The organism is Pseudoalteromonas sp. S1609, assembly GCF_005887255.1.
Classification (GTDB): domain Bacteria; phylum Pseudomonadota; class Gammaproteobacteria; order Enterobacterales; family Alteromonadaceae; genus Pseudoalteromonas.
On sequence record NZ_PNDJ01000051.1, the window covers coordinates 22,418 to 36,870 of the forward strand.

Consider the following 14,453-nt stretch of genomic DNA (forward strand, 5'->3'; position numbering starts at 1 on the left):
TGTATCACTTTAAAGTGGTGGAGCTGGGGGGATTTGAACCCCCGTCCGAAAAGCCTCGACCGTCGGTACTACATGTTTAGTATTGTCATTTAATTAACCTTTAAATCCCGGACAAACACGGTAGATAAAGGCGAGGCCGCTTAGTTTTAACGCTTCAACCCCGGCCAGGGTTTCCGTCGCGATCAGGTGTTAGGGTGACACTCCAAAATCCAGTCCACAAGAATACATGGAAGGAGCGCTAGCCAGCCTAAGCTGCTAGAGAGTAGTTATCGTCGTTTGCGATTACTTTAAATTGCGGCTTTTTTACGAGGCAAACCGCACCTCGACATGCACCTCGGGCTTCTTGAATTCCGTCGAATCCTAATCAGCCCCTGAATAAGGTTACTCATTCAGAGTGTCCAAGCAGTATAACCGAGTAACCTACGAATACTCAACACCTTAGGCGTTTTATTTTATTGGTTGGTTAATCATGCATCAAACACACATGTAAATGTAAAATATTGGACAATTAAGAAACAATTACTTAACAATGATGGTGCTTTATGCTCAAATGCAAGGCTAGACCTTGGTCTAATAAATTATAAAAAATAATAACAGACATATTACCTAGAGGATTTATAAATGTCGGTTTTTTCTTTTGATGAGCAAACGGGGTATATCTCTTTAGTTTCACACCCTCATGTTTCAGGTTTAGCCTCAACAGCGACACAGCTTATTGAATTAATTGGCCAGTCAGAATATTGCGAGTGTGAGGTTATTGCTAGCAATATTGGTAAGCTGTTTGCTCAAAATAACACCGAAGAAGCCCCCTCTTTAGTAATTGCTCAAGCCATTGATGCAAAGCTAACCATAAACATCGATGAAAAGAATATGCTCGTTGAAGCTACCCTTATTACTGCCAAGGGCGGTAAATTGCTTAGCATGGAACAAGCGATTGAAGAGTTCTCACAAGCAGGGGTTGTAAAAGGCATTAGCTCTCATGCATTAGAACAGTTATTGGCGCAACAGTTCGAACAACCCCCAGGAAGTACGCATTGCGCCGAAGTCGCTTTTGGTCGTGCATCTAAAGTGGGTAACGATGCCAAATTTGTACGTCTTTGCTGCACAGCGCAAGACCGCGTACTTAGCCCACAAGCTAAAGGCGGTGGTAAAGTTGATATGAGAAACCTAGGTGATATTATTACCGTAAAACCTCGTTGTGAATTAATGCGGCGCATTCCAGCAACACCGGGGGTTGATGGGTTTACTGTGTTTGGTGATGTACTAACTGCAACCTCCGGCAAAGAACATAAATTACAACCTTTTGACGGCACTAAAATTGCGCCTGACAACCCCAACTTATTAATTGCCGACTGTACTGGCGTACCGGTTGCCCTTCCCCGTGGTATGCGTGTTGATGATGTTTTATGCTTTCACAATATTGATCCAAGTACTGGGCATGTTGAATTTGATGGCAGTATTATAGTCAGTGGTGATATAAAAGATGGCATGCGCGTGACCGCCAGCGGCGATATTACTGTTTTAGGCTTTGTTGAATCGGCGCAGCTCAAAAGTGATAGCGCCATCACAATAGTAAAAGGTGCAATTGGCAGAAAGCGAGAAGCCAATGAGCCATTTACCTGTTCTATTTTAGCTAAACGAACCGTTGCGCTTGGTTACTCTCAATACTGTGACATAAAAACGGAGCAAAACTTACTAATAGATCGCCAATCATTACATTGTGACTTGAGTGCTGGAAATTTAATTAGGGTGGGCAGCGCAAAAGATCCTAAAGGGAAAATTATTGGTGGTCATATTCTAGACGCAATGCGCATTGAAACAGGTGAATTGGGCGCACCAGCAGGAACTAAAACCCGTGTTTGCATCGCACAGCGATGGTATGTGCTAAAACAAAAACAAGCGCAAATCACTGACTTTGAAAAAGTTTTAATCAGTAAGTCAATTGAACTACAGCAAGCGCGTCAGCGAATTAATAAACAAGTTGCAAGCGCACAGCGTCAGCAATTTTTGAATAAAATAACAACGAATGAAGAACACATAGCAAACCGAAGCGCCAGCATCAATCAGCAAAAGCAGTTGCTAAGAAAGAAAATGACGCAGCTTTTAGCGCTCAGTCGCTTAAAAGTTAATGAGCTTATGCACCCTGGGGTAGAGCTTAAAATTGCACGAGAATCAATTAGCTTTTCGCGTAATTACCCACCACATTTAATCACTCATAGTGAAGGTAAAATAACGCAATCGTTTTAATAACGCTTATTAAAACTGACTCAGCCCCACAAAGTAAGTATTCACTATTGTGAACTTAATCTTGGTTGCTTGCTTCGTCTTCGCTCTGTTGTGTTTCATCTATAGCAAGTGGCCAACCACCTAGTTGCTGCCAACGATTAACAATTAAACAATATAATTCAGCGGTGCGTTCTGTATCGTATAACGCAGAGTGTGCTTGTTTGTTATCGAACTCTATTCCTGCTGCTCGGCACGCTTTAGCTAATACTGTTTGCCCTAATGCCAAACCCGCAAGTGATGTGGTATCAAAACTAACAAACGGATGAAATGGTGTGCGCTTGATGTTATTACGCTCAATAGCGGCATTTAAAAAGCCATGGTCAAAAGCGGCATTATGAGCAACCACCACAGAGCGCTGACACCCTGCGGCTTTTTGCGCTTTGCGCACTACTTTACAAATTTCTTTAATCGCCTCTTCTTCAGGGACTGCCCCTCGAAGTGCTGAAAAAGGCTCAATCCCATTAAACTCAATAGCGGCTTGTTCAATGTTTGCACCCTCAAACGGTTGCACATGAAAATGAACGGTATGATCGATACTAAGCAGTCCTTCGTCATCCATTTTTAAGACGGATGCTGCAATTTCTAGTAGTGCGTCGGTTTCTTTGTTAAAACCGGCGGTTTCAACATCAATAACCACAGGAAAAAAGCCACGAAAGCGTTGTGCGAAAAGTGTTTGCTCAGTATTTGCCATAGTATTCTTGGTTTATAGGGATTAGCTGTCTATTATGTCAAAATTGATGGCCTGTCGGCTAGGGGATTTATTGATTAATTACAGTTAAACTATAGGCATGTTACTTGCTTTGTAATTAGCGTTTACGCTGAATTATTTGCTGTTGCGTAATATTTTACGGTTTTTGTCACTTTTTTGGCAGAACTAGATAACTGGAGAATTCTCGATGAAGTGTAAGTTGTTATTTATTAGCCTAGGCATTAGTAGTGTGCTGTATAGTTTGAATACAACTGCGGCAATGCGCCAGTACACGGCTAACCAAGATAATTCAAATTGGAACTTGGTTAAAACGACTCGCTTACAATGCCAATTAAATCATGAAGTTCCCTACTATGGTGAAGCCGTTTTTAAAGCATCAGCCAGTAAAAACAAAGATCTCACTTTTAATTTAGACATGGTGGTGCGCCCAGAAAATTACGCGATAGCTGGTTTAAAAGCGGTACCACCTAGCTGGCGAGCAGGCCGCCCTGCCCGTGATATTGCTGATATGAAATTACTTAAAAAGTTTGATGGTGAATTAGGTAATAAAACAGCATGGGAAATGCTTACTGAGCTTGAAAAAGGTAACCAACCTACTTTTTACTACCAAGACTGGCAAAATAGTGCCGATAAAATTGCCGTGGGTATGTCTAATGTTAACTTTAAGCAAGCGTATTGGGCATTTTTACAATGCCGAGACGAATTGCTGCCATACAATTTTGAAGATATTTCGTTCACTATAATGAACTACGAATCTAACAGCAGTAAGTTAACTAAGTCATCGCAGCAACGCCTTGATAAAATTGCTGAGTATTTAAAAAACGACTCGAGTATAGAGTCAATCAGTATTGCATCCTATACCGATAGTTACGGCGGTCGTTGGAATAACCTCGATTTATCTAGAACCCGTGCTAAGGCTATTAAAGATTACATGGTTAGCTTAGGTGTTGATGAAACTAAAGTGGTTACTGAAGGCTTTGGTGAAAAACGCTTTGTAGATACCAACGATAATATTTTGGGCCGTGATAAAAACCGCCGCTTAGTGATTCAAATAGCTAAAATGTAAATTCAGCCCCCTCTTTTAATGGCTGAAGGTGCAATTTTAGCACTTTCGGCCAACACCTATTGTTTTAGTAATCCCTCTATTGTGCAAAACCAATAATCTGACCATTTAGTTATTAACATTTGGCTTTTTATTTTTTCATTTATATTAATAAGTTAAATTTCATTTCTTGATGATTTTGGCTTTTTTAATACAGTTGTAAATAGAAGATTACATTTTATTTTGTCTCTTTTATGACAAAACTATTTAAGTTTTGCACAACTAGTTATATCTTGCGTGTCTCTCACGTTTGATCAGGATCATTAAGTGCTTAAAAATAAAACAATAGGTAGCATGTTAATTGTTGCAGGAACTACCATAGGTGCAGGTATGCTTGCCCTACCAATTGCCTCTGCGGGGCTCGGGTTTAATACGGCAATGGTGTTAATTGTAGGGTGTTGGTTACTAATGACCTACACTGCATTGCTTATGTTGGAGCTGCACCAATATGCCCCTCGCGATGCGACTTTAAATACACTGGCTAAGCTTTGGCTTGGTAAACGTGGCCAGTATGTAGCTAACTTTTCGATGATATTTTTATTTTATGCACTGTGCGCTGCTTACATAGCCGGTGGCGGTGCTCAGCTACAAGAGCGCATTAATACTGGGTTTAATCTTAGTATTGCTCCACAATTTGGCTCGGTTATTTTAGCCGTGCTAATTGCAGGCGTGGTAACTTTAGGCACTAGTAAAGTAGATAAGCTCAATCGAGTGCTGTTTAGTGTAAAAATAGTGGTTTTAGCTAGCTTGTTTTATATGTTAACACCTTATGTACATGGCCAACACTTGTTGGAAATGCCGGTTGAGCAAGGGCTGATACTATCGGCTATCCCAGTGGTATTTACCTCTTTTGGTTTTCATGGTTCTATTCCTTCTATTGTTAAATATGTCGGGCTTGATATAAAAACCTTACGCAAAGTTATGATTGCAGGCGCTTCTTTACCACTGGTTATTTATGTATTTTGGCAAGTGTTAAGCCAAGGCATAATGAGCCAAGAGCAGTTACTACAAAGCGATGGGTTAACTGGTTTTGTAGCCAGTGTGGCCAATATTGCCAATAACGCCAATGTTTCTACTGCGGTTAAACTCTTTGCTGACTTAGCCCTAGCAACGTCATTTTTAGGGGTAGGCTTGGGGTTATTTGACTTTTTTGCTGACACATTCAAAAAAGCAGACACGGGGCCTGATAGAATTAAAACAGCACTTATTACTTTTGTTCCTCCTCTTGGATTTGCTTTATTTTACCCGCAAGGATTTATTATGGCATTAGGCTATGCAGCCATTGCTTTGGTTATATTGGCAGTATTTTTACCTGTTAGCATGGTGTACAAGCAGCGTCAGGGGATTGAAAAAGAAGGCTATAAAGTACGCAGTGGTAATATTGGTTTGGCCATAGCCGCTTTGTGTGGTATTTCAATTATTAGCGCACAATGCCTGCAAATGGCAGGACTTATACCGGCTATAGGCTAGCCCCTATAGTTGTTCTAATGTGTGCACCCCAGAGATGGTTTTGGGGTGCATACCATTAAAACAGCAATTATTAACGTTAAAATACTATCGCTTGCCCTCTTCCGCTTTGCTCAGACGCCGCATCTAATTTGCCATCATTATTGATAATCACATGCATATCACCAAAGTGACGCTCATCCACTGTATAACCCATTTTTATTAGCTGTTGCTTTACTGAGGACTCCAAACCCGAGTGCGCTCTAATCACATTTTTAGGCCATAACTGATGGTGAAAACGCGGGCTATTTACTACTTCATTTGCATTCATATTAAATTCAATCGCATTGAGTATTGATTGATACACTGAACTAATAATTGTGGTGCCGCCAGGCGACCCTGTTACCATTTTCACCTTGTTATTACTGAGTAAAATGGTTGGAGTCATAGAGCTAAGCATACGTTTATGTGGCTGAATTTCATTCGCTTTTCCGCCAATGGCGCCAAATACATTCATAACCCCGGGCTTAGCGCTAAAGTCATCCATTTCATCATTGAGAATAAAGCCTGCGCCTTCTACGACTACGCCACTACCAAACCCTAAATTGATAGTGGTGGTATTAGCAACAGCATTTCCCATATTATCAATAATAGAAAAGTGAGTGGTTTGTTCGCTTTCTTTTAAACCCGGTTTAATATTTTCAGTGGTAGAAATGGCCTTTAAATCTATACTATTGCTGCGGTTTTTAAGATAGTTTTCTGCAAGTAACTTAGCTGTAGGCACTTGGTAAAAATCAGGATCGCCTAAGTATTCTGCCCTATCAGCAAACACTCGCTTACCTATTTCAGCAAGTAAGTGCACATACCCAACTGAATTATGTGATGGTGCAGCTATGGGCTTTTTAAGCTCATACATTTTAAGCCATTGTAATATAGCAATACCGCCGGAGCTTGGTGGCGGTGAAGTAAGCACTTGATAGCCGTTCCAGTTAGCTTTTATAGGTGTGCGAGACTTTGCGCGGTAATTTTTTAAATCGTCTTGAGTAATAATACCGCCATATTGCTTCATAAAGTTTGCGATGATCGTTGCAGTTTCACCTTGGTAAAAGCCATCTTGGCCATTATCGCGAATGCGTTTGAGTGTCGCGGCAAGCTCAGGTTGTTTAAAAAGCTTACCTGATGTAGCGCTTGCAAAATAACTGGCAAAATTTACTTTAATGTTTTTATTGTTTAGGTGCTCTATGTAGCCCTTAATTAACTGAGCCAACTTTTCGGGCACCACAAAACCTTGCTCTGCTAATGTTACCGCAGGTTGTACTAAGGTTTTCCAAGGAAGAGTGCCATGCTTCTTATGTGCTAGCCACATACCAGCAACACTCCCAGGTACGCCACTGGCATGAATACCATAAATAGATTTATTAGCAATAACTTGCCCTTGCGCGTCTAAATACATATCACGATGTGTGGCGTTCGGTGCAGTTTCACGGTAATCTATAAAATCACCTTGCCCATCCTTATGAATAAGCATAAACCCACCGCCGCCAATATTACCCGCCTCGGGAAGCGTAACGGCCAATACAAACTGTGCTGCAATGGCTGCATCAACCGCGTTCCCCCCCTGCTCTAACACAGCTTTTGCAGCATGTGCACTAAAAGTGTCAGGCATGGCAACGGCACTCTGTTTAGCCGCTACACTAAAAACACATAACTGTATTACCACAATACTACTGATAATTAGCTTGCTTGGTGAAAAAAGTGCTCCCATCCCATATCCTTAGGTTATTTTTATACATTGATGGAAAACATTAATGCATAGTAACAAACATCAGGTCAATATTTAGATGCTACATTTTTAAGGCTTAGGAAGTTTTAGCTCAACTGCACGGCTTTGAATAAAGCGCAGCAGTTAAGTTTGAGCCATCATCAGTATGAATATAATAGTGCTGTAGCTGCATACCGAGCTTTTTCATGATGTTAATTGAGCCAACGTTGGCGGTCAGGGCTGTGGCACTGATTGCCTTTACTTGCGACTGTTTTTCAATCGTTGAGCAAATCGCTTGTGCCGCCTCAGTTGCATAACCCTTACCCCAACTCGCTTGTTTAAATCGCCAGCCGACTTCAATATCACTAAAGTCAGGCGTATCTGAAAAAAATCCCATCGGCCGAACAAGCACCCACCCTATAAAGGTATTGCCTTCACGCAGGGTTACCTGCCATAGCCCCCAACCTTGTTGCTCATTTCTATACGCAAGCATTCTTGGAATGCCTTTCGTTTTTATATCTTCAAGCGAAGTGGGTTTACCTTGTGTTAAATACTGCATAACGGCCGGATCTTGATCGAGCTCATATAATTGCTGCCAATCATTTTCGTCCATTAATTTAAAACTTAATCGTGTTGTTACAGCTATGTTCATTTTCATTGTTGTATAGTTACCTCTGAAATATATTTTTCACTAAAGGAGATAGTCAATGAATAAATTAGCAGGTTTAGCATTATTAGGCACTTTAATTACACTAACAGGGTGTGAAGATGCCAACGAAGTGAAACAAGATGCCAAACAAACGAGCGCTGAAGTTCAAGAAAAGCTAAACGAAACGTGGAACGACGTTAAAGAAAAAACCAATGAGCTTAAAAATGACGAGTCATTAAATGAGCTACTCGAAGAGAGTAAAGCGATGGGCTTAGACATGTACGATGACGGCAAAGAAGTAGCTGTTGATGCATGGATCAAAAGCAAAGAAGCGGCTGGCGAGCTGACTGAAAAAACGAAGCAAAAAGCACGTGAAATTGCGGCAGAAATTGAGCAAGCACGTGAAGAGCATAAAGAAGGTTAATTATTTTTAACCATAAAAAAAGGTAAGCCATGGCTTACCTTTTTTGTATTATTTTTAGAGTAAATTATGGATTATAGTTCAAAGTCTTTTTTGAATTTTAAACCAAACTCACTACGGTCATTGCTGCGCATTACGCCAACAAAACCAGTTTGCTGCAAGCGACCTACATCGTAAACTTCGTTTAATACGTTCTCACCATATAGCGTTACTTCCATATCGCCGTATGGATTAGTGTAAGAAATATTAAAACCAACTAGCTCACGCGAATCAATCGTTTCACTTTTATTGAAAACTGACTGACCTTGCATTTCACTACGGTACGAGTAGTTGGCATTTAATGCAACCGTGCCACCATTGCTTAAATCAACAAAGTAAGATGGAGCAACCATCACCGTCCAACGAGGTGTCAGTGCTGGTGAGTCACCTTTACCAATACCTTGTACACCTTCAGCTACTTCTGTAATTTCAGAATCTAAGTAACCTACTGCAGTGCGAATAGTAAAGTCGTCGGTTAGTGCAATTGTGGTTTCAAGCTCAATACCTTGCGCTTTAGACTGGCCTGCATTTTCAACGATAGTTACAAAGCCACCGCCCGCGGTTGGATCTGAGAATGGCAGTGCTAAATCAGTGTAGTCAGTAACAAACATTGCAAGCATCATAGATACATTTTCATGTACCTGGCCTTTTAAACCAATCTCGTAGTTAACTGCTTTGGTTTCATCAAACGATACAAACTGATCCGGACCACCAAATGGGCGCGGTGGAAAGCCACCTGTTTGGTAACCTTTTTGCACTTGACCGTAAACGTTCATATTATTGCTAAGCTGGTATGAAGCATTAATGTCCCATGTCACTGCATTAAAGTCTGCACTAATGTCTTTACGTTCAGGGAAGGTTGGGAAAATAGCATTCGCATCTTTTTTATCTTCTGAGTAACGAAGACCACCGCCGATTGTTAAATCATCAGTTAAATCGTAACTACCGTTGATGTAAGCTGCGTATGAGTTTGTTTCTTGATTGATTTCAAAAAAGCCAAAACCACCAAATGACGGAGTAACACCATCATTCAATAGACCATTTGGCGTGTTAAATGGGCTAAATACAAAATCTTCTGAGCGAGTAAAACCATCTTCATTAAAGAAGTATAAGCCAGAAACAAAGTCCATTTTATCAAACGTGGCGTTTAGCTGAAGTTCAAAAGAGTATTGATCTGCACCGCCTACTTCTGGGAACTCAGATAAGTTAAGTGGTGATGCATCATCATCTAAGCCACCTTCATACTCAGAAGTACGATAGCTTGAAATAAACTTAACTGTATAAGTGTTATTAATCGCCCAATCAGCTGTAAATGACGTACCCCAACCAGAATATGAAGTTGACTCAATACCGGCAACCGTTGTGCCTAAATCATCAGGGTTTTGAGGAATTAAGTCTTCAGTTAATAATGGGAAATCGCCATTAAAGACATCATTTGAATCTAGTGAATCTGTCAGTTCAATAGTATAAGGTGATTGACCTGACTCATTATCAACGCCATCTAGCGAGAAAGTAAACGCTAAATCACTAGTTGCTTCATATTTAAGTGCTATACGACCACTAAACTCTTGCTCTTCACCAATTTCTTTTTCAGGGTTAGCTAAGTTTACTGCCGTACCTACCCCATTACGTTGTTTGTATGACGCACTGGCTGACATGCTTAGATCGTTAGTTAGTGCATTATTAAAGTAAATATCACCCGCAACTCGACCACGACTGCCCACTTTAGCGGTTGTTGTTAAAATACCTTCATCACCAGGTTGTTTAGTAATTACGTTTACTGCACCACCTAATGTGTTACGGCCATAAAGTGTGCCTTGTGGCCCACGTAGAACTTCAACTCGCTCTACATTAGGAAGTGATAAGTTAGACCCCATTTGGCGACCTAAGTAAACACCATCTAGGTAAACACCTACGCCTGGATCGGTTGTTATAATGTGATCTTGCAAACCAATACCACGAATAAACACTGAGGCATGTGCAGCATTACCAACACCATAACGAGTAATGTTTAAGTTAGGAACGTATTTACCAATATCTTCTAAGTTACCCATATTGGCTTTATCAATAAGGTTAGCACCTATTGATGTAATCGCAGTTGGAGATTCGAACAAGCTCTCTGTACGTTTACGAGCTGTCACTTCAATTTTTTCAAACGCGTCTTGTTTGGCTGTCGTTTTAGCTTCTTGTGCATTTGCGGAAGTTGTTAGGGCTGCAATAACCGCTAAACTTAACTGTGAGAGGGTGCGTAATTTCAAGGTTTTCTCCAAAGGGTATTAATTTAATTATGCGTTATGCTGTGTAAACATAAATTGTAGGCATAAAAAAAGATGCGTTAGATGCATCTTTCCTCTGGGAGTTTATTATATTACAAAAACGCTACAATATGTACATTTAGCTTTAGTTTACGTAAAAATTTATTTTTAGCTTTTTAAGCTTAGCCAACTTGCCCAAATAGCAATTGCAAATTTAGTTTTAAATTAATACTTTAACATTAATTACCATCAGTATTATTTGTTAATTGAACATGCGCTTTGTTGCGAAAAACACATTAAAGCTATTTAAGATTATGACAATATCCAAACACCCTTTATATTTAAATATACTGCAGAATCATTTTTAGGTGTAAAGCATGACAAAAAAACAGACCACGCAATCAGCTAACATGTTTTTTAACAACAACCACTATTGTCCATTATTTTTTACTACATTGAATAATGACATATTATTAGTCTGTCATTCAGCACTCAATAGTCTTACAAATTACGAACTTTTGAGTCATTTTATGCATACCAATAATTACCAAGGGTTAGTTATCTTTAATATTCCTAAAAATACTGATGCTGCTTCACTTAAAGAATGGCCAAATTTGAAAGGCCTTTTCTATCAAGATACCAATGAGGAGCTATTTAACAGGGGGTTAGAAGCAATTAAACAAGGGGAATTGTGGTTTCCACGTACCATAAGTGATATTTGGATGCGCCAAATGCTCGATTCTGAGCAAAAGACTGCTTTGCAAACAAATAACCTAACCGATAAAGAAATTAAAGTACTCAACCTACTTTTCAGTGGGCTTCATTCCAGTACTATTGCTGACAGCTTATTTATAAGTGAAGCTACGGTAAGAGTGCACTTACATAAAATTTATAAAAAAATAGCGGTCAAAAATAAACAGCAGGCAATTCGATGGTGCCAAGATAATCTAAAAAATATGAATTCGCGTTAATAACTAGAAAATAATTACTACTTAATGCCTACTGTAGTAAATATCATCTCATTATAAATAAATCAAACAAGTCAATTAGTTACATTACCTGAAAATAAAAAAACCTTACTTTTCAATCACTGCCATGCCTTTTTGTTTCAAAAAAGCAGTAAAAAGGTCTTAATTTGTTAATTTTAATTAGAAAAAAGTTAATACTCATCTTATACTGCAACGGGATACACATGAAATTTAAATAGGAATCACAATGAAAAAACTATCAGTTGCAGTAGCAATTTGTTGCGCACTTGCCACAAGCAATGCGAGTGCTGAAGTTCGTATTAATGGGTTTGCTTCTATTGTCGGTGGTAAGTCACTCGATAGTGATCAAACTTTATATGGATATGATGATGATATTTCATTTAAAAATGAAAGCGTATTTGCACTTCAGCTGACCGCTGACCTGCAAGAGAAGTTATCCGCTACAGCGCAAATAGTAGCTCGCGGTGAAAATGATTTTGACGCTGATTTTGAATGGGCATACATAACATATGAGTTCTCTGATGAGCTACAATTAAGCGCCGGTAAAATGCGCGCACCATTTTTTCGCTATTCTGACTTTTTAGATGTTGGCTATGCCTATCGTTGGGTTCGTCCACCACAATCCGTTTACAGACTGCCATTTTCAACCTATGAAGGGTTGAGTTTGTTATACACTTCACAATTAGGTGAGTGGGATTCAACTTTACAGGTTATCTACGGTGGCTTTGAGGGTGATGTAGTAGCAGTTACTTATAACGACCAAGCAGAGTTAGATGATGTAGCAGGTATTAACTGGACACTCTCTTATGATTGGTTTAGTGCTCGTGCAGCTTACCTTGTAACAGACACTACTATGAAACTTGGGCAAAAAGATGAGAATGATCTAGCGGGGGTTCAAATAAACGCCCTAGAAAATATATTGCGCCAAAATGGATTAACGACTCAAGCTGACGATATTTCAATAAATGAAGATGATAGCTACTTCTTAGGTTTTGGCATTTCAATAGATTACAACAATATTCTATTTGACGCTGAATATACCGAATTTGAAGTTAAAGACAGTATATTAGCAAAGCAGTCTCAATATTACGCTTCTATTGGGTATCGTATGGATAATGTCATAGCTCATTTTACTTATGAAGATAATGACGACAAGCATGACTCATCAAGGTTTAATGCTATAGAGTCAGTGCCGACTCTAAATGCTGCAATAAATGGAGCCTTGGAAGGTACTCGTGCCCAAAGTAATGTATACACCATTGGTGCTCGCTATGACTTCCACCCAATGGCAGCATTAAAAGTAGATTTTAGTCGCTTTGAAAACGACATATCAAATACTGAAACTGATGTTATCGCCGTTGGCGTTGATTTAGTATTTTAATTGGAGCGAACCATGAAAAAATTAATTTTAGCCAGCATGCTAACACTATGTAGTACTGCAGCATTTGCTGACGTTGCTGTAATTGTAAATCCAGCTAATGCTAATGCATTAAGCCAAGAAGATATTAAAAAAATATACCTTGGCAAGAGCAAATCGTTTGCTGATGGTACCAAAGTAAACCCTGTTAACCAAAATGGTACTGCAGTTGCAGATGAGTTTAACGACAAACTTGTTGGTAAATCAGGTAGCCAGTTAAATGCTTATTGGTCAAAGCTGGTTTTTACTGGTAAAGGTACGCCTCCTGGTAAACTTGATAATGACCAAGCTGTGATTGATTTTGTAGCTGCTAATGCAGATGCAATTGGCTATATAGACAGCGCTAAAGTAAGCGATAAAGTAAAAGTAATTACCTCTTTATAATTATTTATATAAGCACTTTCAATTAAAATGAGCAGCTGATGCGACTTAGCTGCTCATTTGACCCGTCCTAATAAACTCCTAATAATCTTGAAGCATAAACCCAGCCTTGTGATTACACATAAGTAAAAATGAAGTAAGAATAGTTGAGCAGAATAGCGACAAAAAAGTATCAAAATGGTCATCTAATAAGATCGTTATGGGTGCAACAGCCACTGCATTAGTAATTTGGGGAAAGGCTTGGATCAAAGAACTCTTAGGATGGAGCCTGAGGGGGTTAAAATAAAAGTTCAAAATCACAAACTAATGTATAAAAGCCATTATCAATGGACTATTTTGATGCTTTAAAGTGAGCGACAGAAGATAACATCCAGAATAACCAGGAATGCCTGACGTATAGTAGTAAGGGTTCCTGTATTATGAATGACCTATGTGAATAAATTAATTGCAGTTCCATAGAATCAGATACAAACGAAAGCTTGGCAGCTTAGCTTTATATAAGGGCTCTCATAACAGATATTACGAGAGCCCACAGATAAATATAGTGTATTAGTTCTCTAGTTACTAATACGTTGCTACTACTCTTACACTATCTGTTACATCAGCGTTATTTAGATAGCCAATTGCTTTAGGATTAGCGCTTATCTCTTTTAAAACTTCACTTGCATCTTTAACTTGTACAGGTGGTGTTCTGCGCCCTGTGAAAATAAGCTTCGACCATACTGCGTCTACTTGTGAAGTGCTTCTTTTCAAAACAGCATCGTCAAATTGTGCTCTAGTATCTTGACCAGCTTCAAATAACACCGGGACAGCTTCAGTTCCATCACTAAACTGACCTAACTTACCCATAAAAATATTTTTGACTTGCCCTTCAGATAGATCAGAAGTATTACTTTTATTTACAACAATAGATAATGCTGCTTTGCTTGGCGTAGCCATAGTCAGAGACAAAACTACAAAAAAGAAAATTGCTTTAAAAATTTTCATTAATTCTTCC

At 39.3% G+C, this 14,453-nt stretch carries 12 protein-coding genes and 1 other RNA gene; 7 read left to right on the forward strand and 6 right to left on the reverse strand.

Going from position 1 to position 14,453, the window contains the following annotated elements; translation table 11 throughout:
* Positions 1 to 15: 15 nt before the first annotated feature.
* Positions 16 to 372, reverse strand: a transfer-messenger RNA (tmRNA) gene (gene ssrA, locus CWB76_RS13320).
* A 249-nt stretch (positions 373 to 621) separates the two neighbouring features.
* Here ssrA and CWB76_RS13325 point away from each other — a divergent pair.
* Positions 622 to 2,247: a flagellar assembly protein A gene (locus CWB76_RS13325; RefSeq protein WP_138608255.1), complete on the forward strand. Its 1,626-nt coding sequence runs from the start codon at positions 622 to 624 to the stop codon at positions 2,245 to 2,247.
* Between the two features lie 55 nt (positions 2,248 to 2,302).
* On the opposite strand, the gene rnt is transcribed toward CWB76_RS13325, so the two are convergent.
* Positions 2,303 to 2,977 (reverse strand): ribonuclease T, encoded by a 675-nt coding sequence (rnt, locus tag CWB76_RS13330; protein WP_024602076.1) that lies wholly within the window; start codon positions 2,975 to 2,977, stop codon positions 2,303 to 2,305.
* A gap of 205 nt (positions 2,978 to 3,182) precedes the next feature.
* Here rnt and CWB76_RS13335 point away from each other — a divergent pair, with 205 nt between their 5' ends.
* Together CWB76_RS13335 and CWB76_RS13340 are read left to right on the forward strand one after the other, a co-directional pair.
* Positions 3,183 to 4,061 carry a flagellar protein MotY gene (locus tag CWB76_RS13335; RefSeq protein ID WP_138608257.1) on the forward strand — a complete coding sequence of 293 codons (879 nt, stop codon included), beginning with the start codon at positions 3,183 to 3,185 and terminating at the stop codon, positions 4,059 to 4,061.
* Positions 4,062 to 4,364: 303 nt separating this feature from the next.
* Entirely contained in the window at positions 4,365 to 5,567 is a 1,203-nt protein-coding gene (locus CWB76_RS13340) for an aromatic amino acid transport family protein (RefSeq protein WP_138608259.1), read from the forward strand.
* A gap of 76 nt (positions 5,568 to 5,643) precedes the next feature.
* On the opposite strand, the gene ggt is transcribed toward CWB76_RS13340, so the two are convergent.
* On the reverse strand, positions 5,644 to 7,308 hold the full coding sequence (ggt, locus tag CWB76_RS13345; protein WP_138608260.1) for a gamma-glutamyltransferase: 1,665 nt from the start codon (positions 7,306 to 7,308) through the stop codon (positions 5,644 to 5,646).
* A gap of 109 nt (positions 7,309 to 7,417) precedes the next feature.
* On the reverse strand, positions 7,418 to 7,963 hold the full coding sequence (locus CWB76_RS13350) for a GNAT family N-acetyltransferase (RefSeq protein WP_138608262.1): 546 nt from the start codon (positions 7,961 to 7,963) through the stop codon (positions 7,418 to 7,420).
* A 49-nt stretch (positions 7,964 to 8,012) separates the two neighbouring features.
* On the opposite strand from CWB76_RS13350, the gene CWB76_RS13355 reads away from it, so the two are divergent.
* Positions 8,013 to 8,378, forward strand: a complete 366-nt coding sequence (locus CWB76_RS13355; protein WP_054201674.1) for a hypothetical protein — start codon at positions 8,013 to 8,015, stop codon at positions 8,376 to 8,378.
* Between the two features lie 71 nt (positions 8,379 to 8,449).
* On the opposite strand, the gene CWB76_RS13360 is transcribed toward CWB76_RS13355, so the two are convergent.
* Positions 8,450 to 10,672 (reverse strand): TonB-dependent receptor, encoded by a 2,223-nt coding sequence (locus CWB76_RS13360; protein WP_138608264.1) that lies wholly within the window; start codon positions 10,670 to 10,672, stop codon positions 8,450 to 8,452.
* Positions 10,673 to 11,046: 374 nt separating this feature from the next.
* Here CWB76_RS13360 and CWB76_RS13365 point away from each other — a divergent pair, with 374 nt between their 5' ends.
* From CWB76_RS13365 to CWB76_RS13375, 3 genes are all read left to right on the forward strand, one after another.
* On the forward strand, positions 11,047 to 11,640 hold the full coding sequence (locus CWB76_RS13365) for a LuxR C-terminal-related transcriptional regulator (RefSeq protein ID WP_138608265.1): 594 nt from the start codon (positions 11,047 to 11,049) through the stop codon (positions 11,638 to 11,640).
* 244 nt (positions 11,641 to 11,884) lie between these two features.
* On the forward strand, positions 11,885 to 13,039 hold the full coding sequence (locus CWB76_RS13370; RefSeq protein ID WP_138608267.1) for a porin: 1,155 nt from the start codon (positions 11,885 to 11,887) through the stop codon (positions 13,037 to 13,039).
* Between the two features lie 12 nt (positions 13,040 to 13,051).
* Positions 13,052 to 13,459, forward strand: a complete 408-nt coding sequence (locus CWB76_RS13375) for a type 2 periplasmic-binding domain-containing protein (RefSeq protein WP_138608270.1) — start codon at positions 13,052 to 13,054, stop codon at positions 13,457 to 13,459.
* A gap of 561 nt (positions 13,460 to 14,020) precedes the next feature.
* Here CWB76_RS13375 and CWB76_RS13380 read toward each other — a convergent pair.
* Positions 14,021 to 14,443, reverse strand: a complete 423-nt coding sequence (locus tag CWB76_RS13380; RefSeq protein WP_138608272.1) for a type 2 periplasmic-binding domain-containing protein — start codon at positions 14,441 to 14,443, stop codon at positions 14,021 to 14,023.
* Positions 14,444 to 14,453: the final 10 nt, after the last annotated feature.